The sequence below is a fragment of the Flavobacterium segetis genome, assembly GCF_900129575.1.
Lineage (GTDB): Bacteria > Bacteroidota > Bacteroidia > Flavobacteriales > Flavobacteriaceae > Flavobacterium > Flavobacterium segetis.
On sequence record NZ_FQWE01000009.1, the window covers coordinates 57,243 to 83,751 of the forward strand.

Annotated in this window: 18 protein-coding genes; 5 read left to right on the forward strand and 13 right to left on the reverse strand. The window is 32.3% G+C overall.

The window, feature by feature from the left end; all coding sequences use genetic code 11:
- Window positions 1–2 precede the first annotated feature (2 nt).
- On the reverse strand, window positions 3–437 hold the full coding sequence (locus tag BUA99_RS12545; RefSeq protein ID WP_072992887.1) for a GNAT family N-acetyltransferase: 435 nt from the start codon (window positions 435–437) through the stop codon (window positions 3–5).
- A complete protein-coding gene (locus BUA99_RS12550) occupies window positions 418–1,890 on the reverse strand; it encodes a sodium:solute symporter family protein (protein ID WP_072992892.1) in 1,473 nt (490 codons plus the stop codon). The genes BUA99_RS12545 and BUA99_RS12550 overlap by 20 nt, the downstream gene beginning before the upstream one ends.
- A gap of 643 nt (window positions 1,891–2,533) precedes the next feature.
- On the opposite strand from BUA99_RS12550, the gene BUA99_RS12555 reads away from it, so the two are divergent.
- Window positions 2,534–4,381, forward strand: coding sequence for a CocE/NonD family hydrolase (locus tag BUA99_RS12555; RefSeq protein WP_072992895.1), 1,848 nt, complete (start codon window positions 2,534–2,536; stop codon window positions 4,379–4,381).
- Window positions 4,382–4,457: 76 nt separating this feature from the next.
- Here BUA99_RS12555 and BUA99_RS12560 read toward each other — a convergent pair whose 3' ends face one another.
- The 4 genes from BUA99_RS12560 to BUA99_RS12575 form a co-directional block, all read right to left on the reverse strand.
- Window positions 4,458–5,774 carry an ammonium transporter gene (locus BUA99_RS12560; protein ID WP_072992898.1) on the reverse strand — a complete coding sequence of 439 codons (1,317 nt, stop codon included), beginning with the start codon at window positions 5,772–5,774 and terminating at the stop codon, window positions 4,458–4,460.
- Window positions 5,775–6,090: 316 nt separating this feature from the next.
- Complete coding sequence (locus BUA99_RS12565) at window positions 6,091–6,468, reverse strand: PH domain-containing protein (protein ID WP_072992902.1); 378 nt, start codon at window positions 6,466–6,468, stop codon at window positions 6,091–6,093.
- A 5-nt stretch (window positions 6,469–6,473) separates the two neighbouring features.
- A complete protein-coding gene (locus tag BUA99_RS12570) occupies window positions 6,474–7,778 on the reverse strand; it encodes an amidohydrolase family protein (protein WP_072993045.1) in 1,305 nt (434 codons plus the stop codon).
- 136 nt (window positions 7,779–7,914) lie between these two features.
- The gene (locus BUA99_RS12575) at window positions 7,915–10,899 is read right to left on the reverse strand and encodes an amidohydrolase family protein (protein WP_072992904.1); all 2,985 of its coding nucleotides are present in this window, start codon (window positions 10,897–10,899) and stop codon (window positions 7,915–7,917) included.
- Window positions 10,900–11,152: 253 nt separating this feature from the next.
- Here BUA99_RS12575 and BUA99_RS12580 point away from each other — a divergent pair, with 253 nt between their 5' ends.
- Entirely contained in the window at window positions 11,153–12,688 is a 1,536-nt protein-coding gene (locus BUA99_RS12580) for a YifB family Mg chelatase-like AAA ATPase (protein ID WP_072992908.1), read from the forward strand.
- 280 nt (window positions 12,689–12,968) lie between these two features.
- Here the strand turns inward: BUA99_RS12580 and BUA99_RS12585 are convergent, their stop codons facing one another.
- The 7 genes from BUA99_RS12585 to panB all read right to left on the reverse strand — a co-directional run bounded on the left by BUA99_RS12585 (window position 12,969) and on the right by panB (window position 23,848).
- Entirely contained in the window at window positions 12,969–14,273 is a 1,305-nt protein-coding gene (locus BUA99_RS12585; RefSeq protein ID WP_072992911.1) for a DEAD/DEAH box helicase, read from the reverse strand.
- A 591-nt stretch (window positions 14,274–14,864) separates the two neighbouring features.
- A complete protein-coding gene (gene ypfJ, locus BUA99_RS12590; RefSeq protein WP_072992914.1) occupies window positions 14,865–15,725 on the reverse strand; it encodes a KPN_02809 family neutral zinc metallopeptidase in 861 nt (286 codons plus the stop codon).
- A gap of 41 nt (window positions 15,726–15,766) precedes the next feature.
- Window positions 15,767–19,783, reverse strand: a complete 4,017-nt coding sequence (locus BUA99_RS12595) for a PAS domain S-box protein (protein ID WP_072992917.1) — start codon at window positions 19,781–19,783, stop codon at window positions 15,767–15,769.
- Window positions 19,784–19,901: 118 nt separating this feature from the next.
- Window positions 19,902–20,684: a hypothetical protein gene (locus tag BUA99_RS12600; RefSeq protein WP_072992920.1), complete on the reverse strand. Its 783-nt coding sequence runs from the start codon at window positions 20,682–20,684 to the stop codon at window positions 19,902–19,904.
- A gap of 158 nt (window positions 20,685–20,842) precedes the next feature.
- On the reverse strand, window positions 20,843–22,171 hold the full coding sequence (locus BUA99_RS12605) for an aldehyde dehydrogenase (protein WP_072992924.1): 1,329 nt from the start codon (window positions 22,169–22,171) through the stop codon (window positions 20,843–20,845).
- A gap of 140 nt (window positions 22,172–22,311) precedes the next feature.
- The gene (locus tag BUA99_RS12610; RefSeq protein ID WP_072993048.1) at window positions 22,312–23,001 is read right to left on the reverse strand and encodes an RluA family pseudouridine synthase; all 690 of its coding nucleotides are present in this window, start codon (window positions 22,999–23,001) and stop codon (window positions 22,312–22,314) included.
- A gap of 28 nt (window positions 23,002–23,029) precedes the next feature.
- On the reverse strand, window positions 23,030–23,848 hold the full coding sequence (gene panB / locus BUA99_RS12615; RefSeq protein WP_072992927.1) for a 3-methyl-2-oxobutanoate hydroxymethyltransferase: 819 nt from the start codon (window positions 23,846–23,848) through the stop codon (window positions 23,030–23,032).
- Window positions 23,849–24,223: 375 nt separating this feature from the next.
- On the opposite strand from panB, the gene BUA99_RS12620 reads away from it, so the two are divergent.
- The 3 genes from BUA99_RS12620 to BUA99_RS12625 all read left to right on the forward strand — a co-directional run bounded on the left by BUA99_RS12620 (window position 24,224) and on the right by BUA99_RS12625 (window position 26,456).
- Window positions 24,224–25,681: an NAD(P)/FAD-dependent oxidoreductase gene (locus BUA99_RS12620; RefSeq protein WP_072992930.1), complete on the forward strand. Its 1,458-nt coding sequence runs from the start codon at window positions 24,224–24,226 to the stop codon at window positions 25,679–25,681.
- Window positions 25,682–25,721: 40 nt separating this feature from the next.
- Entirely contained in the window at window positions 25,722–25,853 is a 132-nt protein-coding gene (locus tag BUA99_RS15485) for a hypothetical protein (RefSeq protein ID WP_262487709.1), read from the forward strand.
- A gap of 303 nt (window positions 25,854–26,156) precedes the next feature.
- Window positions 26,157–26,456, forward strand: coding sequence for a hypothetical protein (locus tag BUA99_RS12625; protein ID WP_072992933.1), 300 nt, complete (start codon window positions 26,157–26,159; stop codon window positions 26,454–26,456).
- The last annotated feature ends 53 nt before the right edge of the window (window positions 26,457–26,509 follow it).

Consider the following 26,509-nt stretch of genomic DNA (forward strand, 5'->3'; position numbering starts at 1 on the left):
GTCTATTTTATGAGACGCATTTCTAAGTATTTATTTGTAAAACCTAGTTTTTCATATAATTTCTTTGCTGGATTATCTGGTTCTACATGTAGTGCAATATTTCCCTCAGCGGTAGCAATTGCCTTCTCCATCAATTGTTTTCCGTAACCTTTGCCCCGTTGGCTGCCGTCCACGGCTATATAGACCAAAATGTTTTCTGGAATGAAATCTTTCATGCCGGTATTGTTTAGTATCACTACACCTACAATTTTTTGATCATCTATTCCCACAATAATATTTCCGCCTTTGGCTGGGTTCATTACGTAATCCATACATTTTGTAATATCGGCAACTGTATCGCCGTATTGTTCTAAATGTGCATATAGGAAAAGAGCAATAATTTGATTAGTATAAACTTTATCTTCTCCAGTTTCATCATTAATTTGTTTGAATTCCATTTTGTTTTTCTTTTTTGTTATAATAGTAAAGAGATATTGTGACAAATAAAATCAGCGAAACACTAATTCCATAAATGTTTGCATCCAGATTCTCGGGTAGTTTAATACCTAAAGGTAGCTTTTTATCAGCAATTATTAGAATTATAGTGGTTGCGCCGCCACAAAGCATACTCCAAAATGCAGCAATAGGATGACTTTTTTCCCAAAATAAAGCTCCTATGACTGGAACAAATAATCCTGAAACCATGAATGCATAAGAGTAAAGCATTAATTCTAGTACGTTTTGCATTTGCGAAGCTAAGAGGATTGCAAAAAAACCAACTAATAGTGTAACTATTTGTGAAAGTTGGAGTTCCTTTTTATGGGTAAGCTCTTTTTTGGAAAATTTGGCTATAATATCAGTTACAATATTTCCAGACGCAGCCATTAAACAACTATCAGCTGTTGATAGAATTGCTGAAAAGTAAGAGGAGAGCATTAAACCCATTAATCCTACAGGTAAAATAGTGGCTAATAAAATAGGTAATCCCATCTCGCTATCCATTGATGCCGCATCAGTTATTCCTACAAACATTCCTTTAGTTGCCGCAACTTTTGCAAGCATTCCCAAGATTACACCCATAAATGCCATTATAGGCCATTCGAAAACACCAGCAATTAACCATGCTTTTTTAGCTTCTTTTTCACCTTTACTGGCATAAATTCTCTGGTATAATGTCATTCCAACAAACCAAATAGGTATGATTGTAACTGACCAGTTTAATAGCTGATACCAACTCACATTAGTCAATGACAAATATTCAGGTGCTAATGTTTCTTTGATTGCCTCATAACCTCCTACAGCGTTGTAAGCAATGGGAATTCCTATAAAAACTAATCCGCAAATAAGTACTAACCATTGGATAGTATCGGTATAAATGACTGCTTTTAGTCCGCCAATTGAGGTGTAAACAACCGCTATAAGTCCCATAACAATTAGCGCAGTCTGTATGTCAAGTCCATCGATTGTCGCTGACGCTAATTTGGCTCCAGCCAAAACTTGAGAACTAGTAAATCCAACATATCCAATAGCAGAAATTATTCCAGCAAGTAAAGCAACTTTAGCATTATAAAAGTGACCAAAGATCTGAGGAAAAGTAAAAAACTTGTATTTATGTCCTAACGCGCTCACCTTTGGAATCAGAAAAACAGCACTAAGCCAAGCACCAAGTAAGCCTGTAAACAACATCCAAGAACCAGAAATTCCCATTGTAAAACCAAGTCCGCCTAGTCCAATTGAAAATCCTCCACCAACATCAGTAGCTACAACTGATAATCCAATATGCCAACTGCTCATATTTCTACCGCTAACATAAAAATCTTCGGCAGTTTTATTTTTATTAAAAAAATATACACCAACTCCAAGCATAGCCAGCATATATACAACAAAGATTACATAATCTATTATGTGCATTTTATCAATTTTCGATTATTTATTAGCCTGTAAATGGAATTTTTCCAGAGGCAAAAGATGCAGAAAACTGCAAAAAAAGGGAGTTGCATTTAAAAAACAATATAAATTACAAACTCTAAATTTTGGATTAAATGCTTGAAAATAAAAGCATAAGTTAACCCTCAAACATAATATGGTATCTTACAAAGATAGATCATAAATACACAAAAATAACACAAAAAGTGATTTTTAGAATTAATTCAGACTTATTTACTGGTATTATTAACTTAAAAATAATACAAATTTAGTGCTATATATTTTTTAAGTTAATGAAAATCATCTGATTGTGTGTGGTATCTCTATATTATTTTTTTTAAAGTAACTTTTGCTCAAGAATTTTATAAATCACAAGAATTTAAATAAAAAGAGTAGTTTTTATCCTTTTTTTAAATATTTAAAAACAAACGTGGTAAAACTCAAAGTACTTTATATTAAACCTAATTGTTTAAAGAGCATAGTGTAACGTAGTCAAAAAAATACCTTTGCTCACAAATAAAAAACGGTATAAATCAGAATTTGGATTCTTTTAAAAAAAATCTTAAATGTGAAGATGATATTAACGGAGTTTTTTTATCTTTAAAATTATTTTTAATTTAAAAAATTCATGAAAAAACTACTAAGTATCTATCTTTTATTTGTTAGTGTGATTCTTTTTGCACAAGATCAGGCAACAAATTATGTGGCTGATAATTACACAAAAAAAGAAGTTCATATCAAGATGCGTGATGGCGCTGAACTTTTCACTGCAATATACAGTCCTAAGGATGTTTCGAAAACATATCCTATTATAATGCAAAGGACACCTTATAATTCCGGACCTTATGGAGACGGTAAATTAAAGCGCAGTATTTCACCAAGTGAAACTATGATGAAGGAAGGCTATATTGTAGTTTATCAAGACGTTAGAGGTAGGTATATGAGCGACGGATTGTATGATAACATGCGTAGTTTTATTCCAAATAAAAAAGGAAAAACCATTGTGGATGAAGCCTCTGATACTTATGACACTATCGATTGGCTTGTCAAAAATGTTGTTAATAATAATGGAAACGTTGGAACTTGGGGTATTTCCTATCCTGGTTTTTATGCCACTTATTCATTATTAAGTAATCACCCAGCTTTGAAGGCTGTCTCTCCACAAGCTTGTATTGCTGATTTCTTTTTTGACGATTTTCATCATAATGGCGCTTATTTATTAAGTTATTGGAAAGTGACTCCATTATTCGGACCTCAAAAAACGAAACGTACTACAGATTCTTGGTTTAAATTTCCAGAAATAGGTACAAATGACGACTATCAGTTTTTCTTAGATGCAGGTCCTTTATCTAATTTAGATAAATTTTATGGAAAAGACAATGAGTTTTGGCAACAGCTAAAAGATCATTCTAGTTATGATGATTTTTGGCAAAAACGTGGTATTCTTCAACATTTAAAAGACATTAAACCCGCTGTAATGACAGTAGGAGGGTGGTTTGATGCCGAAGACTTGTATGGGCCTTTAAATACGTATTCAACAATTGAAAAAACTAGTAAAAATTATAACACACTTGTTATGGGACCTTGGAGTCACGGCGACTGGGCTCGAAATTCAGCGAAACAAGTAATTGGCAACATAAATTTTGGAGATAGTATTTCTAGTTTCTATCAAAAAAATATCGAAGCTAATTTCTTTCGTCATTTTTTAAAGAATAACGGCAAAGGCGAAAATAAGTTGCCAGAAGCTTACGTTTTTGATTCGGGATCTAAGGAGTGGAAAACGTACGATGCTTGGCCACCAAATAATACTGAAAAGCAGGATTTCTTTTTACAAGGAAATCACTTAACTAAAATGGCTAAAAGAAATATTGCTTTTGAAGAATTTGTTAGCGATCCTAAAAAACCCGTTCCTTATTCAGAAGATATAAAACAACAAGGAATGACGCCAAGAAAATACATGACTGACGATCAGCGTTTTGCTGCAAGACGTCCAGATGTAATCGTATTTGAAACTGAAGTTTTAGATAATAATACAACTCTTGCTGGAGAAATTTTGGCTAAACTGCAAGTTTCTACAACTGGAACAGATGCTGATTGGATTGTAAAAGTTATTGATGTTTTCCCAAATGATGAGCCGGAAACTAAAGAAGTAGCACCTTATTTAAAAATGAGTAATTATCATATGATGGTGAGAAGCGAAGTAATGAGAGGTCGTTTTAGAAATAGTTTTTCAAAGCCCGAGCCTTTTTTAGCTAATGAAAAAACTGAAGTGAATATAAAGCTTCAGGATGTGTTCCATACCTTCAAAAAAGGACACAAAATTCAGATACAAGTTCAAAGCACATGGTTCCCTTTAATTGATTTGAATCCGCAGACATTTGTAGAAAATATATTTTATGCAAAACCAGAAGATTTCAAAAAGCAGACACATAGAATTTACAATGATTCCAAAATTCAGTTTACTGTTTTAAAATAAGTGTTATAGCTTCACTGAAAAGTTAAAAAAAAGGGTTCTAATTGATTTTAGAACCCTTTTGTATTTTAAAGGTTATTTATAAAAACTCACCATGTTGAGAAAGATCTAGACCTAAAATTTCTTTCTCTTCACTTACGCGAAGTGGAGTTATTTTGTTAACGATATAATAAAGAAAATAAGAAGCAGAAAATGCAAATATTGAAACAATTATCAAAGCACTTAATTGAGTTAAAAATAAAGTTGCATCTCCAAATATTAGTCCTTGGTTTTCTCCAACAGCCGGATTAATGGTGTTTGAGGCAAATACTCCAGTCAGTAACATACCAACCATTCCGCCTACGCCGTGACAGGCAAAAACATCTAAAGCATCGTCAATTTTGCTTTTATGAAAACATCGAACCATCCTATTACTCACAATACTGGCAAAAACACCAATAAACATTGCGTGTGGGATGCTCACAAAACCAGCAGAAGGTGTTATCGAAACTAATCCCACTACAACGCCAATACAAGCTCCCATAGCTGATAATTTATGTCCTAAAATTTTATCAATAAACACCCAAGCCATTCCGGCAGCGGCAGCGGCAATAGTAGTAGTGCCAAGTGCTTGCACCGCGATTTCATTAGCGCCTAAAGCAGATCCTGAGTTAAAGCCAAACCACCCAAACCACAATAAACCAGTGCCTAGTAAAACATAAGTGATTCGAGCTGGATTCGGTTTTTCTGCCTTTCTTTTGCCTAAAAAAATAGCTCCGGCTAATGCAGCCCAGCCCGCACTCATGTGAACAACAGTTCCTCCAGCGAAATCCAATACTCCCATTTTGAAGAAAATACCATCTGGATGCCAAGTCATGTGTGCTAGTGGTGCATAAACAAGTAATATGAATAAAACCATAAATAGTAAGTAGGCCCAAAACCGAATTCTCTCTGCAAAAGCTCCAGTTATCAATGCTGGTGTAATAATTGCAAATTTTGCTTGAAATAAAGCAAATAACATAAAAGGAATTGTGGGAGCGAGAGGCCAAGCCGCAGTGGTGCCAACACCTCTAAAAAATAAATTCGGAATAGGATTTCCTATTATGCCTCCTATTGATGGACCAAAGCAAAGTCCGAAAGCAATAATAATCCATAACACTGTGACGATTATCATCGCCATATAGCTCTGTAACATGGTGCTGATGATGTTTTTCTTTCCCACCATTCCTCCATAAAAGAAACCTAAGCCAGGTGTCATGATCAGTACAAGTGCTGTTGCAACTATCATCCACGCAGTATCACCGGTATCAAAATATAAAGTTTTTGCTGGTGCAGAATTATCAACAAGTAAATAATTCGAAAAAAGGGTTAGTACTAAAATGATAATTAATAGTATAGTTAGAATAACTTTCCGCATCGTATTTTAGATTTAAATTTTCTATAAAAATATAAAAATCATATATACACCCTATAAAAATATAAGTTTACTAAGTTATTTTTGCAAATTATTGTTATTTGACCCTATATTTTTATGGGTGTATCTAAAATAAAATTAAAATTTTATGAATTGTTAAAACTGTGAAATATAAAATTCAAATAAATTGAGTAATTATTATTTCAAACAATTGAATTTAGAACAGCTTTAAGTCGAAAATCTACATACTATTTTAAAAAAAATGCACCAACTGAATAGTTCAATTGGTGCATCGATTAGATTATATTTTGTAAACTTATTATTTCAAAGTGTGCTGACTTAATATTTTATATACTTCATTAATATTGTTTCCGCCTTTGCCAAATTGTTTTACAATTGGAGCATTGTCATTGTTCAGCCAGATCTTTAGTTCGGCATCCATGTCTAAAATTCCAGCACTTTCTTTTGAGAATTTTTTAATACTATAATACGGAATAGACATATATTCTACTTTAGTTCCCACTAATTGCTTTTCAGCTAAAATTAATCTTTTATTAGTAAAAATAAACATATCTCGAATGAGTTTATAGGCTTTTTCGATTGTTTCTCCATCTATTAAAAGTGGTTCAAATTCGGTCGCTACATTTTGAATATTAACTTCGGAAGCATTGCCTAAAATGGCATTAAATAGTCCCATGATTTCTATTTTTGATTGTATTTTGATTTATATCTGTCGTTCAGTTTTGTTTGGTGTGTTTCTAAACTTATTGATCTGCCTTGAATAAAGGCATTTGTCAATTTGTTTGTTCTCATGTCTAGAGCATCACCTTCTGAAATAAATAGTGTCGCATCCTTACCTTGTTCTAATGTGCCACACTGCGCATCGATCCCTAGTATTTTTGCAGTATTAGAAGTAATTAATTTTAACGCCTCCTCTTTTTGCATTCCATAAGCGACACAGGTTCCTGCTAAAAATGGTAAATTTCTAGTATTCATTCTTTCCATACTACCACTGTTTTCTAAACCTACTAAAACGCCTTTGTCTGATAATAATTTTGCTGATTTAAATGGTAAATCAATATCATCATCTTCTTTTAACGGCATTTCATGTACTCTTCGTAATAAAACACTTATGTTGTTTTTTTGAAGTAATTCTGCGGTTTTGTACGCTTCATAACCACCTACAATTACCATTTTTTTTATCCCATTATCTTTAGCAAATTGTACTGCATCCATGATTTGCTTTTCTTCATTAGCATTAATAAATAGGGTTTGTGTTCCATCAAACAGACCTTTTGTAGCTTCTAATACTAAATTTCTATCTTTTGAAGCAGTTCCTAAATACGCTTTTGCATCAGAGAGAAAAGCATTTAATTCAGAAACTTGTTTTTTATAGTCCTTATTAGCTTCAATTCCTCCTGGCTCAAACCAAGAACCGCTCCTTTTAAAAGTTGATGGAAAATTAACGTGAATTCCATCATTTTCTTTGATTACTGCATCTTCCCAATTCCACGCATCGAGCTGAACAATAGAGGATGTACCCGCAATTCTTCCTTCACGAGGCGTTATTTGAGCCATTAAAATACCGTTTGGTCTTACGGTTTCAATCACCTTTGAATCTGCGGTGTAAGCAATAATACTTCTAATATGTGGCTTCATAACCCCAATTTCTCCCTCATCATCGGATGATTTTATAGCGTCAATTTCAACTAAACCAAGTGTAGAATTTGGCGCAATAAAACCGGGATAAACGTGTTTTCCACTTGCATCAATTGTGATATCGTATGCATCTTTAGCTAACCTAATAAGGGTAGCGTCAGCAACTAAGCTGATTTTGCCATTTACAAATCCAATAGCGCTGTTTTCTATGATTTTTCCATTTCCTAAATGTGCAGTTGCATTGAGTATAAGGACTGACTGACTTTGTTTTGCAGCAGGTGTTTGCTGTGCTTTTATATGTATCGATATACAGAATATCAATAGTAAAAGATATATTTTCTTGTTCATTGTTGTTTTTATTTTAAAGTTGCTTCGCTTTTTAGAATTCATTATCTTGAAATTTAAATTTATTGTTTTGACATACTATGGTTTTAAAATCTGGATAGATCCTGTATGCGCCACAATAATGATTTTACAATTTATTTTATTCTTCCATAGTATCACAATGGTATTCTACCTTTTCTGTTTTTTTAGGTTCTTGCGTGATCATTCCTTTGTTCTTTTCTTGCAATAATTGGCTAATTAAATCATTTCGTTCTTTAGCAATAGTAACTCTATTTTCTTCATCTTTTTTACTGTCATAATATACAACACCTTCAATTACTGTTTTCTCTGCTTTTGCGTAGATGGACAAAGGATTGTTGTTCCACAGTACGACATCCCCATCTTTACCCACTTTAATACTACCTACTTTATTATCGATACGCAATAATTTAGCTGGGTTTAAAGTGACAAACTTCCACGCCTCTTCTTCAGACACATCTCCATATTTCACTGCTTTAGCTGCTTCTTGATTTAATCTTCTTGACATTTCTGCATCATCAGAGTTGTAAGCTACAACAAGTCCTGCGTTATGCATAATTGGTCCATTAAACGGTATTGCATCATTTACCTCAAACTTATACGCCCACCAGTCAGAGAAAGTAGAAGCTCCCACTCCATGTGCTTTCATTTTGTCAGCTACTTTATAACCTTCCAGGATATGAGTGAAAGTATTTACTTTAAAATTAAATTTATCAGCTACATTCATCAGCATCAAAATTTCAGATTGCACATAAGAGTGGCAAGAAATAAATCTTTCGCTATTCAAAATTTCTGCAATTGTTTGCAAATCTAGATCTACTCGTGGCGCTTTTCCTTTCTTTCCGCTAGTATTATATTTTTTCCAGGCAAGATCATATTCCTTCGCACGTTGAAAATAATCTATAAACACTTGTTCTACACCCATCCTAGTTTGAGGAAAACGTGTTGGATTTGTAATTCCCCAGTTGGCTTGTTTTACATTTTCTCCAAGAGCAAACTTAATGAAACCTGGCTGATCTTTATAAAGCATTTCTTCTGGTGAAGCACCCCATTTCCATTTTACAATTGCGGAGCGACCACCAATAGGGTTTGCAGATCCATGTAACAGTTGAGAAATAGTTACGCCACCAGCAAGATCTCTGTAAATATTAATGTCTTCAGAATTGACTACATCTTGGATAGTAACTTCTGCACTTGAGTTATGGCCACCTTCATTAACTCCATTAGAAATTGCGATATGTGAATGTTCGTCAATAATTCCACTAGTTAAATGTTTTCCTTTTGCGTCAACGATAGTTGCAGAAGCATCAGAGATATTTTTTCCTATCGCTGCTATTTTTCCATTTTTAATAAGGACATCAGTTTCTTGTAAAATTCCTTCTTTTTCATTTGTCCAAACAGTTGCATTTTTAAAAAGCATTGTTTGCGCCTCTAATTTTTTAGTATTGCCGTAAGCAACATTTGGAAATGTCGTAGGCATTATTTTAAATTGATCCTCAGTTTTTATAGCTTCAACTGTTTTTACAAAAGGACTAGTTTTTACAGCAGACCATTTTGTCTCAGTTCCGTCTGGTAAAATTGCTTTTCCTAATAGGTTTTCTGTGTTGTCAATATAACCAATAAGTCTAGTAAAGGTCGTTTTCGTAGTATCGTTCGATTTTATTACTGTCGAAAGCCAATTGTCAGAAATAGTAAGTTTAGATTTTACTTTTTTTGAATCTTTTGTTGATATATCGGATTTAGGTGCTGCAACTTCTCCATCAATTTTCCAAATAAATTTTTCATTATTGATAGTCAAATCATAAGTTCCCCGAACATCCTTTGAAGTAATGTCATTTACAACATATTTATTTCCTTGAACCCAGTTTTCATATAACGTTGTTTTCTCGTCGAAAATTTCTCCTGATGTTACGACAAAATTTGCCAAACTTCCAATTTTAAGTGTACCCATTTGGTCACTTTTTCCTAAAATAGCTGCGGGAATTGTTGTTAATGCCTCTAAAGCTTTCGTTTTATCAAAACCATATTTAATCGCTTTCAATAGATTAGTTCTAAAATCTTCTATTTTCTTTAACTTGTCAGTAGTCAAAGCGAATATAATTCCGTTATCCGATAAGACTTTTAAGTTAGTAGGAGCTTGGTTCCAAAAGCGCAAATCTTTCAATTCCATCTGATCCGCCTGGTTGGGATCAGAGACATCATAAGCTACTGGGAAATTGATTGGAATAATAAATCTAGAATTTGTTTTTTTTATTTCGTCTAATCTTTCAAATTCATTTCCACTCCCTTTTAGTACATAATTTAAACCAAATTCCTTAGCAATTTTTGCCGCTCTTAAACTATTCAATTTGTCTTCGGTTGCAAATATTTGAACTAGTTTTTCATTATTAGTTAATGCTTCTAACGATAAATCTTTAGTAGCCGAATTTCCTTTTTTATACCAGTCTAAGTCAAAATACATCTGGCGTAATAATGCCATCATTCCCATTAGCGAGCTAGGATACGCCTGGTTTGTAGTAGCACTTTTTGTAAAACCAAAATGATTGGACACCCTGTCAGATAGCAATTGCTTGCTAGCATCAAAGTTGTTTAATGCTATTAAAGTACCCGATCCCCGGGCTATTCCGTCTTGAACGTGGGTACCAACCACACCAAACCCAGCTTTTAATAATTCCTCAGCTTTTGCTTGATCGTAAGCGAAATTTTCAAATGCATTCACCTCTGAACGGATACTTTCATTCCAGTAGTAACCAGTTCGTTTTGTGTCATACATTGGATTTCTCTCCATATTTCTTTTCGGTTTTTCAACACCAAAACTAGTATATAGATCAATAAACGAGGGATAAATTGATTTTCCGTCCAGATTTATTGTTGTACAATTTTTAGGAATTTCAACAGTAGTTCCAGCGGCAATTACTTTACCGTTTTGAATTAGTAAAGTCCCTTTTTCAATGACCTGAGTGGGTGTTACATAAATTCTCGCATTTGTAAAAGCGGTAAAATTCATGGTTTTGTTGGGAATGCTTTCATTGTTAGGAAAGTATTCCTGCGCGTACGTTTTTGTTAATAAAAAACTGAGAACGATTAGCAGAACTGTTTTTTTCATAATATAGGTTTGTAATTAGTGGCTAAATATATTAAAATGATAATGTTTTACCAATTTTATTTTAGATTTAGTTTTAAATTTTAGCTACTAGTATCGATTATTTAATTATTTGCACTAATTCCTCGTGTATTTTCCTAATTAGTTGTTCTTTATAATTTCTAAAAAGTTGATTTACACTATTATTTTAATTATTGAATGATTAGTACTAATAATTAAAAATGTTTATCTAATTTTAGAATCAAAATAACTAAACATGCTAATTAAAGTTTTTGGAAGTGCCGTATTTGGCGTGGAAGCCACAACAATTACTGTAGAGGTAAATATTGACAAAGGTATTGGTTATCATTTAGTTGGCTTACCAGATAATGCTATTAAAGAAAGTAGTTACAGAATCGCTGCTGCTTTAAAAAATAATGGGTATCTAATGCCTGGTAAAAAAATTACAATCAATATGGCACCAGCTGATTTACGCAAAGAAGGTTCAGCTTATGATTTAACTTTAACGATAGGTATTCTTGTCGCTTCTGGACAAATTAAGGCGGATGATATTGATAAATATGTAATAATGGGGGAACTATCTCTCGATGGAAGTTTACAACCTATTCGTGGTGCGTTGCCAATTGCGATAAAAGCTAAAGAAGAGGGTTTTAAAGGTTTCTTTTTGCCAAAGCAAAATGTAAAAGAAGCGGCTATTGTTGCAGGATTAGATGTTTACGGAATTGAAAATGTTCAGGAAGTTATTGATTTTCTTGAAGGTAAAGGTACGCTCGAACCAACAACAATTGATACACGAGCAGAATTTTACAAAACTTTAGATTTTCCAGAGTTTGATTTCTCTGATGTAAAAGGACAAGAGAGTATAAAACGTTGTATGGAGATTGCCGCTGCTGGTGGTCACAATATTATTTTGATTGGTCCGCCTGGAGCTGGAAAAACAATGCTTGCCAAACGTTTACCAAGTATTTTACCACCCATGACTTTGCGCGAAGCATTAGAAACTACAAAGATTCATAGTGTGGCCGGTAAACTTAAAGAAGTTGGTTTGATGAACCAGCGTCCATTTCGGAGTCCACATCACACGATTTCAAATGTAGCATTAGTTGGTGGCGGTAGCTATCCGCAGCCAGGAGAAATTTCTATGGCTCATAATGGTGTTTTATTTCTGGACGAACTACCAGAATTTAAGAGAGATGTTTTAGAAGTGATGCGGCAACCCTTGGAGGATAGAGAAGTAACCATTTCTAGAGCTAAGTTTACGGTTACCTATCCATCCTCATTTATGTTAGTGGCGAGTATGAATCCGAGTCCGAGTGGTTTTTTTAATGATCCTGATTCGCCGCAAACATCTTCACCTCATGAAATGCAAAGATATTTAAGTAAAATTTCTGGACCTCTATTAGATCGAATTGATATACATATAGAAGTAACACCAGTTCCTTTTGATAAATTATCAGATGACCAAAAAGCAGAAAGTAGTGTTGAAATTAGAAAGAGAGTAACATCTGCACGAGAACTACAAACACTGCGCTTTGAGCAAATGGAAAATATTCATTATAATGCTCAAATGAATACAAAGCATATAAGAGAATATTGTGCACTCGATGATGTGTCAAAACAGTTATTAAAAACGGCAATGGAGCGTTTAAATCTTTCAGCTCGTGCTTACGATAGGATTTTGAAAGTAGCAAGAACTATAGCTGATCTTGATGGTGCTCCAACTGTTATTTCTTCTCATATTGCAGAAGCAATTCAGTATCGAAGTTTAGATCGAGATGGTTGGTTGGGATAACATTAATTTATTTAGATTGCCTCTAGCATGCTTTTGTGCTGAAAAGTTTGTGAGTATTACGAGCGATATGTCATTATTATGCCGTAAAAAGTCATTAAATTAAAAGTAGTTGTATTATTTTAATCAACTCATTATTATATGTTAGGTAAAAACTAAGTTATACCTTTATAAAATGAAAAACTTCACCGCGCATTATATCAAAAAGAATACTAAACAATAACAAAAAAAGCCCACGGATTACACCGTGGGCTGAAATGTTGTAAAAGCGCTTTCACATATATTATTTAGTAAATCGTCTTTCATTATTTTGACTTGGACGTCTTGGTCCAAAACTATTATTACTTCTCGTGGTATTCTCAGTTTTTGGAGTATTTGAAGACTTCGGAGTTCTTGGAGCTGAATTCCTTTGTTGTCTTCCTTGTCCTTGCTTGATAGGCTCTTTCGATGCATTAGGATCTGGTTCGAATCCTGCAATTTGTTCTTTTTCTAATTTTAAGCCAATTAATTTTTCAATATCTCTTAAAAATATCGTTTCGTCTGGACTGAATAAAGAAATAGCTTCTCCACTTGCTCCAGCTCTTCCAGTTCTTCCTATACGGTGCACATAATCTTCTGGAATATTTGGTAATTCAAAATTAACAACGTGCGGTAATAATGGAATATCTAATCCTCGCGCTGCAATATCTGTAGCAACTAATGCTGTAACACTTCCGTTTTTAAAACCTGCTAACGCTTTTGTACGTGCACCTTGACCTTTGTTTCCATGAATAGCTGCGGCTATAATTCCAGCATTATTCATGCTTTCACACAATTTATTAGCGCCTTGCTTAGTTCGGGTAAAAACAAGAATCTGCTTCCAGTTTCCCTCAGTGACAAGCTTAATGATTAGATCCGTTTTTTTCTCTTTGGCAACAGGGTATATTTTTTGAGCAATTGCTTCTACGGTAATATTTTCGGGTGTTGCCTCTACTTGCACGGGATTGTGGAGTATTCCCATTGCTAATTTCTTAATATCTTGGGAAAATGTTGCTGAAAACAACAAGTTTTGTCTTTTTATGGGTAGTACTTTTAAGATGCGTTCGATATCTCTTAAAAATCCCATGTCAAGCATTCTATCAGCTTCGTCTAAAACTAAAATTTCTACTTTTGCAAGAGACACTAGGCCTTGATTTTGTAAATCAATGAGTCGGCCAGGAGTTGCAACTAAAATATCAATCCCATTTTTAAGTTGAGCTGCTTGTGGATTTTGATTTACTCCTCCAAAAATCACCGTGCTTCGAATATCTAAAAATGTACTGTATTCTTTGATGTTTTCAAAAATTTGGGCTGCTAATTCTCTCGTCGGTGTTAATATTAATGCACGAATGGGACGTTGTCGCAATTGTTGTCCTTGAGATAGTATTTGTAAAATTGGTAATGTAAAACCTGCAGTTTTTCCAGTTCCTGTTTGTGCGGATGCTAAAACGTCTTTTCCTTCTAAAATAGGTGGAATTGCTTTTTGTTGTATTGGAGACGGAGTAGTGTATCCTTTTTTGCTAATGGCTTTCAATAAAGCATCAGATAATCCTAATGAGCTAAATGACATAAATAGTGTTTATGAAGTAAGATAACTATTTCTTTTACTTCCTTAATTTGCTGCAAAGATACTTCTATTTTTTTCGAAGCGTTTGTAATTGTTAAATTTAGTTTGTTGAAAGTAATTTTAAAACTAAGAATGTTAAAACCCGACTGTAAATTTATATCGTGGTATTCTATTTATTTTTCATCTTAATTATTTAAATTAAGAGCAGCTCTAAATAATTTTTTTAAAGGTCTTTACAATATTACACCCGTTAGGTGTAATTAGTTTTTGACGGTGATTTTTCGTCTTTTCGAGTATTTTTCGATAGAAAAATGTATCGAGAACAAGAAAAATTTCATTAAAAGTGGTTCTCGATACATTTTTGCTCCGTTTTATGCCACAAAAAACACGCGAACTGACGTTTTGAATGTTTAAACCCAACGGGTAATATTAAATTTATTGATATCTAACACAAATTAAATTAAGATTATTAATTGAAATTTTAAAAATCTAGTTTTGATCGCAAATTAAAATTACAAAAGAAAATAGCTTTGATTTATAACAAAAAAACCGGGTAGAAATACCCGATTTAAACTAATTTCATGAAAGTTTGACTTATCTAATTTCAGCAAAAGTATCACCTTGATTTATGTCACCTGTTTTATAACCTTTCATAAACCAAGCTTTACGTTGAGCCGAAGTCCCATGAGTAAAAGATTCTGGAACAATGCGTCCTTGTATTTTAGATTGTATTGCATCATCTCCTACGGCGTGAGCCGCACTTAGCGCTTGATCAATGTCACCTTCTTCTAAAAAATTATTCATTTTTTGGTTATAATGCGTCCAAACTCCTGCGTAAAAATCAGCTTGAAGTTCTAAAGCCACAGATAACTTATTAGCTTCAGCCTGACTTTTTCCCTGTTGAAGCTTTCGCATGTTAATTGCTGTTCCTAATAAAGTTTGCACGTGATGCCCAATCTCATGCGCTATTACATACGCCTTCGTAAAATCACCACCTTGCGCGCCAAACTTAGTTTCTAGCTCTTCAAAAAAAGCTAAATCCATATACACTTTTTGATCAGCAGGACAATAAAAAGGACCAGAAGCTGAGGTAGCAGTTCCACATCCCGTTTCATAGGAATCCGTAAATAAAACCAGATTTGGTCTTTCATACTGCAAATTATTTTCTTGAAATATTTTTTTCCATACATCTTCAGTATCAACTAATATTGCTTCGATAATTTTACCTTCTTTTTTTTCTGTGGCGCTTAATTCTCGTTGTTCAGTAGGTTCATTTTGAGAACCTTGCGTTTGCTGTAATATATTGCCTATCATTTGACCGTTTTCACCACCAAAAACATTAAGTAATAAAATCACTATTCCTATAATTCCACCTCCTATAATGGTCTTTCCACCTGAGGACATTCCTCTCTTATCTTCAAAATTTTCACTACTACGTCTGCCACTCCATTTCATATTTCATATTTTTTATGTTAAAATACTTCAGTTTTTAATTGTCAATTTTCAGGTATCCATTTTAAAAAAGTTTTTTCAATAATTCCTTTCAAAATGGGTTTAGGAATATAATCATCCATTCCTGAGGCTATACATTTATTTCGTTCCTCTTTTTCAGTTCCAGCAGTAATAGCTATGATTGGGACTTCTTTCCCTAACTTCAATTTTCTAATAATTTCTGTAGCTTCATAACCATTCATTATTGGCATTTGAATATCCATAAAAATAATATCTGGAATTACAGATTCAAATTGAATTACCGCTTGCTCTCCATTTACGGCTTCAAAAACAGTAGTTTTCAAAGATAAATTTTTAATAATAGTTTTGAGTAGTAGCATATTTACACGATTGTCTTCAACAAGTAACACCTTTACATTTTTTCCTACATCAATACTTCTATTATTTTCTTTATTGTTCTTTTCACTACTTAATTGATTTTTTTCTAGTTCTTCACCTTGTTCGTTACTTGTCTCCAATTCTAAATCAAAGTAAAATGTGCTTCCTATTTCAATTGCGCTTTCTAATTGTAAATGACTGCTCATCAATCCTAGCAATTGATTTGAAATAGTGAGTCCTAATCCTGTACCACCAAACTTTCTGGTTGTAGAGCTATCCTCCTGAGAAAATGCTTTAAATATTTTCTTTTTATTTTCTTCAAGAATTCCAATTCCTGTATCAATAACTGCAAATCGAATTACTTTTCTGGTTTCATTTCTGGATTCTATTAAAGATAGATCAACTGTAATTGTACCTTTTTCAGTAAACTTTACTGCATTTGATAACAGATTTATCAATATTTGTTTTAATCGAACACTATCCAACCAAAAATATTTTGGAATATTTTCTCCAATAAAAAGTTCTAAATTTAGTTTTTTCTGGTTTGATTCAAATAATATTAAATCTATAACTTGTTTTAAAAGAATATTAATATCATTTTTTTCTATGTAGAGATCTAGTTTACCTGCCTCTATTTTTGAAAAATCTAATATGTCATTAATTATATCAAGAAGCGAATGTGCTGATTGATTAATTGTTGTCATATACTTTTCTTGTATTGGACCAAGATCGGTGTTCATCAATAAATCAGTAAACCCAATTATTCCATTTAATGGCGTTCGAATTTCATGACTCATATTGGCTAAAAATTCCGACTTCGATTTATTAGCAGCTTCTGCTAATTCTTTTTCTTTAATAAAGGTTTCTGCTTTTTTACGTTCGGTAATATCAATAAATATACCCTCTATAAAAGCTATATTTCCATCTTTATAAATGGTATCTCCAAATTCCTCGACCCAAACAATTTCATTGCTTTTATTAATAATTCGATAGGTTAAGTGAATTGGAATTTTCTGGTCAATTGCTCTTTTTTGAGCAGCTATAGTTTTTATTTTATCTTGAGGATGAATTAAATTAATAAATGATATTTCATTATTAAAGAAACTAACTTTTGGATAACCTGTTAATTTTTCAATATTATCATTGATGTAAATTTTAGTGTTATTTTCATCATAATTTGATAAATAAACGGTTCCTGGAATGTTATTAGCCAGTAATCTAAACTTTTCTTCACTCTCGTGAATTGCATTTTCATTTGTAATTCTTTCAATTGAAGAAGAAACATTACGTGCAAGAGTTTGTAAAATAGTTACTTCATCTTCTGACCATTTTTTTACATTTTGTGTATCATCAAATCCTAAAAAGCCATCAAATTTTTTATTGATAAAAATTGGAAAAAGTATAAGAGAAACTACTTCTAAATTCTCTAATTTTTTCTTCAGAGTTGAACTTTCAATTTCACTAATAGTTGACTCTAAAATTTTATTTTCTAGAAGTGGATTGAGCAACTCTTCAAAATATTCATAAGGGATTTTTTGAAGTTTAGGATTAATTTCTGTTAAAACATCGTTGTGTATAATCCACCTGTATTTTTGACAAATTGTTTTTGTCGCTGCATCATTTTTATAATAATATGCTCTATGCGATTTCGTTGCTTTACCCATGATGATAAGAACATCTGAAAAAATGGCATCAATATCTTTGCTATTTAAAAATTTTTCTGTACAAATGGCCATTGCAGTCAATAGTTCACTTTTATACTTTAGATTTTTTTCTACTTTGTAACGACTTTGAGAAATGACCGTTATTGCAATCGAATCAGCAATTGATCTTGCAAAAATTATGTCATCGTTGTCCCAAAATTTCTGACTAGTAACGTTTTCAAAACTTAACACTCCTGATAAAGTTCCATTGTTAAAAATAGGTATATCTAGCTGCGATTTTATATCATGCTGCAAAAAATAGTCTTTTGTAAATTCAGAAAATTCGTGTTTACTAAACACATCTGTTGCGCAAATTAGTGTGTTATTTAGTAATGATTCAAAATAAATAGGGTATTTATTTCTTTCTAATGCAAGACCTTGACTGTAGGTATTAATTTCTAAATTATAAAGAATTTCGCAAGTGATCTTATTTTGGCTATAACTCCAATAACTAACTCTACTGCATTGTGTTATTTTAGCAGCTGATTCAATTATTTGCATCAAACTAATATCAAGATTTCCATAATCGCTATAATCAGTAGAAGATATATGTTTTAGGACCTCATTATAACTCTCTCTTTTTTTCTGTTGAATTATATTTTCTCGTTCAATTTCTTTGAATTTAGTTACGTCTCTTGCAATACCTGAATATCCAATAATAGTTCCTAAAGTATTGCGACGAATGATCACCTTTTGGGAGACCCATAATTCCTCTCCGTTCTTCTTTATTAACGGAAATTCTTTAACTGGAAAAAAGTCTTCATTTTCGATTGGATTTTGATAGTATTCAATAATACTTGCTGCAAAATCTAATTTTATAAATGCTGCGTAATTTTTATTTATTATTTCGCTGTTTTTATAACCAAAAGACTTCGCGGTAAAATCATTTACAAACGTAAAATTACCTTCAATATCAACTTCAAAAATGAGATCAACTGCATTTTCTATTAAATCTTTATATTGATTTCGAATTTGAATTTCATTTGTAATATCTTGACCATTAACTACTAATAAATTTTCGGAAAATCGTTTGTTATCCCATTGTATGTATTTAAATTCACCGTTCTTACATTTTACTTTATGAACGCAAATTTTTTCCTCACTAAAATTACTTTTGTTTAAATCGCTGTAAAAGTTTCCGCTGTCAGTAAGTTTCCAGTAGCCTACATCCATTATCTCATTTACGTTGTAACCTAATATTATTTCTACGTTTTCGCTGCAAAATACAATTTCGTCTTTTTTGTTTGTAGCTAATATTAGAGAATTTCCCTCATTTATAATTTTATTATTGAATCTAGTTTCGTTTCTGTTATTAAGCCACATAACATAATTTACATAATTGATTATTGTAATGATTATGCAATTAATTAAAAGCAGTAAAATTGTTCTTAATGGTATCAGATCAAAAAGATAAGTTATACATATAAAGGAAAATATAAATGCCACAAAAGACCAATATAATACAGCTGATTTAAATAGAGAATAAGAAAAATAAAATGAAACTACAAATGCAGTGACGGGAATGAGATCGTTCGGTGAATTAATTAAATTCCTACAAATTGATGCGTAAAAAATTAAGAAACCAATAATAAAAATATAGTTTATATTCTTAAAAACTATTCTGAGCTTAGTACTTAAATAATATACTATCAACAGTGAAAATCCTATGGTACAGTTGATAAGAAGTAGACTTTTTGGTCTTATTTTAAAATGTTCAAGCACAAGCTCCAAAACTGGTAAAGTAATTCCTAATAAAAGCGCATAAATTTGATATTCCTTCTTCTTTGTAAATGGACCGGAACTTTTATCTAACAAATTACTTTTTAAACCTTTCTTAATTTCGAAGATTTTGTAAACTAAAAAGAAAAGTAGTACTGGAACTAATATGCTATAAAGTATGTCACTCACTGCTGAATGTGAATTTAGAGTAATAAATTGCTCCATGGCAGTACTATTTACTTGAAAAAAATGTAATGCCATAAATTAGTGGTCTTAGGTTTAAGAAAATCAAACGGAGCAATTTGATTTTAAGAATAAACTTAGGGAATTATTTTTACTAAATTGTCAAAAAGGATATAATTTAGTTGTTTAAAAATATTTATAATTGTTTGTTTGCAACTTCGCTCTTGTCTGGAAATCCAATAATACTGCTGTATAGTGCGTAATATAAAGAATACATAAATGGAAGCGTAAAAAAGATACCTACGCAACAACCAATAAATCCCACTAAAGTTCCTAAGTAGCTTACTACAAATAATCCTAATATAATTAAGGGTTGTTTTGATACAATTGTAATACTAGCTTTAAGCGCATCAACGCCATTTAATTTTCCAAAAATAATAAGTGGAATAGTCAAAATTGTAAACAATGAAATCACTATGTTAACTAGGTAATTAAATGCAGGGATTTCAATATAATTTAATAGTAATGATAATACTGAACTAACTAAAGATAGTAAAAATGTTGCAATAAAAAGTTCTTTAAAAATGGGCAACTTGTAATATTCAAACATTGTAGCAACATGGAACTCTTCATCATTTTCAGCACAATAGGCCATTTTTATTAAACCTGCTGTAAGTGGACTTAATAACGATCCTAGCAAAATAGTTATGGCGGATATGACTATTAGTGTGGTAAAACCAAAAGTTTCAACTTGTAAATTTTCAGGTTTAAACAACTCTAAAAGTGCCGTACCGCCCAAAAAAGCTACTAAAAGTCCAAAAACAACTATGGATAAAAGAAAGAAAAAAACAAAAATAATTAATCCGCCATACAACGCAATTTTTTTATAATTTTCAAATGCGTGCTCAAAAACAATTGAAAAATCTAAGTTGTATCCTTCTTTTTTTATTACCTCTATTCTGTCTTCTGTGCTATTCATTTGGTTTAAGTTTTGATTGGTTATTAAATTTTATAATTTTGTTGAAATAAGTTTTATAATTTTCTTATACTCGCTGTTCTTCGCAAATGTAATAATTTCGACTAAAATAGTAACTTTTTAGAAAAATCATTTAAAGAGTAGCACTTTTGCTGACGATTCTACAGCCAGTTTAGCACTTTTCGTATGGTTTTTAATTTGTCTTTGTATGGTGCATAACGTAAAGGTAAATCTAACCAAGTTCCTCTTTTTACAACTGATTTCTTATGAGAAAATATGTCAAAGCTTAGTTTGCCATGATAAGCGCCCATTCCTGACGTACCAACGCCACCAAAAGGTAGTCTATTATTTACTAAATGTACTACTGTGTCGTTTATACAACCTCCACCAAAAGAATATTTCAGCAGTACATCATCAACAAAGGTTTTGTTTTCTGAGAATAAATAGAGCGATAAAGGCTTATCAAAACTGCTAATAATTTTTTCGACTTCATTTATGGTTTCGTATGAAATAATAGGTAATATTGGTCCAAAAATTTCTTCTTGCATAACTTTGGAATCCATTTTTGGTTCATCTAGTAGAGTAGGCGCTAAAAATAAAGTGTCTATATTTGATTGACCTCCATAAATTATATGCTGATTTTCTAATAAACTTAATTGCCTTTGCCAATTTTTTAAATTAATTATTCTGGCATAATCAGGCGAGTCAGCCGGATTTGTTCCTAAAGCATTTTTAATCTCTTGAATTAATAATTTAACAAAAGAATCTTTCACTTTGTGGCTTACTAAAATATAATCAGGAGCCACACAGGTTTGTCCTGCATTAATTATTTTCCCCCAAATAATTCGTTTAGCACTAAGTTCTAAATTGGCAGTTTCGTCAACTATGCAGGGACTTTTCCCACCAAGTTCAAGCGTAACGGGAGTTAGATTTTCAGCTGCTGCTCTTGCAACTATTTTGCCTACGGGAACACTTCCAGTGAAAAATATATAATCCCATCGTTTTTTTAATAATTCGGCGGCAATTGTTGCATCTCCAGTCACAACTACAACCTCTTTTGCAGGGAAAACTTCACTGATTATTTTGGCGATTATTTTAGAAGTATTTGGTGTGAGTTCAGAAGGTTTTAAAGTAACTTTATTCCCAGCTGCAACTGCGGCAACAAGGGGACACAAAGCCAATTGAAATGGATAATTCCATGGAGAAAGTATTAATACATTTCCATAAGGTTCGCTATAAATATAATCTGAGGAGGGAAAATTAATAATAGATGGCCATACTTTTTTTGGCTTAGCCCAAGAATTTATATTTTTTATTGTTTCTTTTAGATCGCTAATTACATAATTAGTTTCTGTTAAAACGGCTTCAAAAGCAGGTTTTCTAAAATCATCGTATAAAGCTTTAATGATTGCATCCTCGTGTTTTGTAATTGCGTGCAATAATTTTATTAGAGATTCTTTGCGGTATTTAATATTAGTTTTATGATTCATTGGATAATTTTAATTCTAAAAATACATATTATTATTTTAAAAAAAACTTTCATTTAGATACAAAACAACAAAACGGGAAATTTCACTATTTCAAGTCTTTCTATTTACCTTATTTATAAACTAAAAAAGAGTACTAGATACTAAACAGCATTCCAAATCGCATCATCTGGAGTGGAGGCATTTACACTTAAATTTTCTTTCGTTACTGGATGTATAAATACTAATTTTCGTGCATGAAGATGAATTCCGCCATCAGGATTGCTACGATCAAATCCATATTTTAAATCTCCTTTTATGGGTGATCCAATTGCCGAAAGTTGTGCTCTAATTTGGTGGTGTCTGCCCGTGTGCAAATTGATTTCTAATGCAAAATAATTATTGAGTTCTTTAATTATTTTATAATCTAAACTCGCTAGTTTACTATCTGGAACTTCTTTTAAATGCGCTTTAGAACTATTATTTTTTTCGTTTCTTTTTAAATAGTGTATTAACTTATCTTCTGGTTTCAAAGGTTTATTTTTAACAATACACCAATACGTTTTTTGAGTTTCTCTATTACTAAAAAGTTCATTCATTCTTGTCAACGCTTTACTGGTGCGTGCAAAAACTACAATTCCTGTTGTAGGACGATCTAATCGATGTACTACACCAAGAAAAACTTCTCCGGGCTTGTTATACTTATCCTTAATGTATTCCTTAACCACATCAGACAATGGTTTATCACCCGTTTTATCACCTTGTACAATATCACCAACGCGCTTATTTACTATGATAAGATGGTTGTCTTCATGCAGAATTTGCAGATTAGATTTTGTTGAAACTATTTTCATTATAATTCCTTTAGCTGGGATTTGATTATTAATACTGCTCATGCGCATTAGGAAAATCAGCTGATTTCACATCAGTAACATACTGACCAATTGCCGTTTTCATTCCATCATATAGATCCATGTAACGTCTAAGAAAACGAGGACTAAATTCATTATTCATTCCCAGCATATCGTGAATTACAAGCACTTGTCCATCAACTCCGCCACCAGCACCAATTCCTATAACAGGGATTGAAATACTTTTAGCCACTTTCTCTGCTAGATGAGCTGGAATTTTTTCTAATACTAATGCAAAACATCCTAAACTTTCAAGCAATTTAGCATCGTCCATTAATTTATCAGCTTCCTCATCCTCTTTGGCACGAACGGTATAAGTTCCAAATTTATAAATGCTTTGTGGAGTCAAACCTAAATGTCCCATCACTGGAATTCCTGCATTTAATATTTTCTTTATAGAATCTTTTATTTCTTTTCCACCCTCTAGTTTTACTGCATGTCCGCCACTTTCTTTCATAATTCTGATAGAGGAACGTAAGGCTTCTTTTGGATCAGATTGATAACTTCCAAATGGTAAATCTACAACAACAAGCGCTCTTTCAATTGCTCTAACAACTGATGATGCATGATAAATCATTTGGTCTAAAGTGATAGGTAACGTAGTTTCATGCCCAGCCATTACATTAGAAGCTGAATCACCTACAAGAATCACATCTATTCCGGCTGAATCAACAATTTTAGCCATAGTATAATCATAGGCGGTAAGCATTGCGATTTTTTCGCCATTAGCTTTCATTTCGATCAGCGACTTTGTAGTTACTCTTTTGTAATCTTTTTTTGCGACAGACATAATTGGTATTTTAAGTTGGTAAAGGTAATAAAATGAATATTTCATTTCTTAAAAACACGCAGTATTATTAAGGTTTTTAAAAAGTTACTTTTTTATGTTTTTCTACCTTTAAATCCGCTAAAGAAAGTAGTTTACAGTGACACATTTTCTTTAATTATTTCAATCTAAAGAACTTCTAGTTACAAGGAGCACTTTTCTTTTAAAGCATTAATCATAGCAATAAGAAATGCTAATCTATACTGTGAAAAAGGTGTACTTACAAATTAATATTAATCTTAAGTGCTAGAAAGTAATTGAAAATTAATATGTTATGTGACAATTATCACTTTTCATATCGTTGAGACAAAGTACTTTTAAATTATAAAAATCAATATTATGTCAAAAATTGTCATTTTAGGAGCTGGAATATCAGGACATGTTGCTGCCTCACACTTGAGAAGAAAATTGGGCAAAGAACACGAAGTACTAGTGGTCTCACCTAATAGCAATTATCAATGGATTCCTTCCAATATTTGGGTAGGAGTGGGTAGAATGAAATCCAAGGAGTTATTATTTCCGTTGACTCCTTTGTATAAGAAAAAAGATATTGGTTTTAAACAGGCTAAAGTAGTCTCCTTCCATCCTGAAGGTGATGCAACAGAATCTAAACCTTATGTATTGGTTGAATATGTGGATGGTGAAGTAAAGTATAAAAAAGAAAAAGTAAACTATGATTATTTAATCAATAGTACCGGTCCAAAGTTAGCTTTTGATCTTACCGAAGGTTTAGAACCAGGTACAAATAAGGCTTACTCTGTCTGTACTTACAGCCATGCAGAACATGCTTGGCAAGGATTAGAGGTGCTAATCAACGAAATGAAAAATGGTAAAAAAGCTAAAATTTTAATTGGAACAGGTCATGCTAAGGCTACCTGTCAGGGCGCTGCATTTGAATACATTTTAAATGTAGAACAAGAACTCAGAAGACATAAAGTTCGAGAAATGGCTGAAATAACTTGGATTTCTAATGAATATAAGTTGGGTGATTTTGGGATGGATGGAATGCTGCTAAGCTATGAAAATAAAACCATGCCGTCATTTGAGATGGTGGAAATGGTTTTCAGAGATAGAGGAATAAAGTGGATTTTAGGCGCTGCAGTTACTAAAATTGAGGATGGAATTGCACATTATGAAAACTTAGAGGGCGAATATAAATTTGAAAATTATGATTTTGCGATGTTGATTCCTTCATTTGCAGGACATGAATTTAAAGCATTTGATAAGAACCAAAATGAAATTACTGAAAAATTATTTAAAGGTTTCATGCTCGTAGATGCTGATTATACAGTTAAACCTTATGAAAATTGGTCCGTTAAAGACTGGCCTGAAACGTATCAAAATCCCTCTTATCCCAATATTTTTGCGCCAGGAATTGCTTTTGCACCTCCGCATGCTATCTCTAAGCCACGAAAAAGTAAAAATGGAACTGACATTACGCCTGCTCCACCGCGAACAGGAATGCCGTCAGGAATTACTGCAAAAATTGTTGCTGATAACATTATTGACTCTATAAAATTAAATGGAGTTTCACTAAATCATAAAGGATCCATGGGAAATATGGGTGCTGCATGTATTGCATCGGCGGGCTTTGGTTTAACCACAGGGAGTGGAATAAGTATAACCACTTATCCTATTGTTCCAGATTACGAAAAATATCCTGATTCACAAGGTCGTCAACTGGGAAAAACTTTTGGAGAGATTGGTTTAGCCGGACATTGGTTAAAATTATTGCTGCATTACGCATTTATTTACAAAGCAAAAATGAAACCTTTCTGGTGGCTTATTCCGGAATAACAATGGAACAATTTAAACTGCAAACTTTAAAACTTACATAATGACAAATCAAATAACAAAATACCAGCGCTTTGTAATGATGAATCCCGTGATTCAGTTTTTTAAACTAATTTATCTATCATTAAAAGTTTTATTAGTTGTTGCCGGAGGGCATGGTGGAACGAGAGGATAAATAAAATGATTTCTAATTATAGTGAAATAGTATTGTCAATTTATTTTACTAACAGTAATAGATTAGTTGTGTCTTAGGATATAGTTAGTCTATTTTTGATACTATTATTATTGAGGAGCGCTATTTTTTTAATTTACAAATAATCTAAATAATTGTAATTCTGATTGTTATGTTAAGAAATAATACGACACGATCGTTCATACTTGCATACGTTCCTATTCCGTAAAATTCACGATGTTAAATTAATGCAAAAATATTTTCAATAGTAATACTATTAAAAATCTTTTTAAGTATGTTTGCAGCATGAAACTTAGTATTAAAAATATAGTCGGCGGTATTGTACTCTTAATGGGTATGGTCTTGTTTTATGACTCTTATTTTGACTCTATTGATGTTTCATCTAAAATGGAAATAAATTCAGATAACGATAGAGTTTCTGATATTCCAAGTGCAGAATTAGATTTTAATGAAGATGAAAAAATTGGTTATTTATTTCAATTTCATTCATTAGTAAAAATAATTACAAACGTCAGCCACTTCCACGTTTGCCTTCCTGCACAACAACCCTTTCTATCCGTTTGGCAACCGCCAAAACTTAGCTAATGTTACTATTTTTTATATGGTTCAGCAATGAATCATTATATCAATGTCACTAA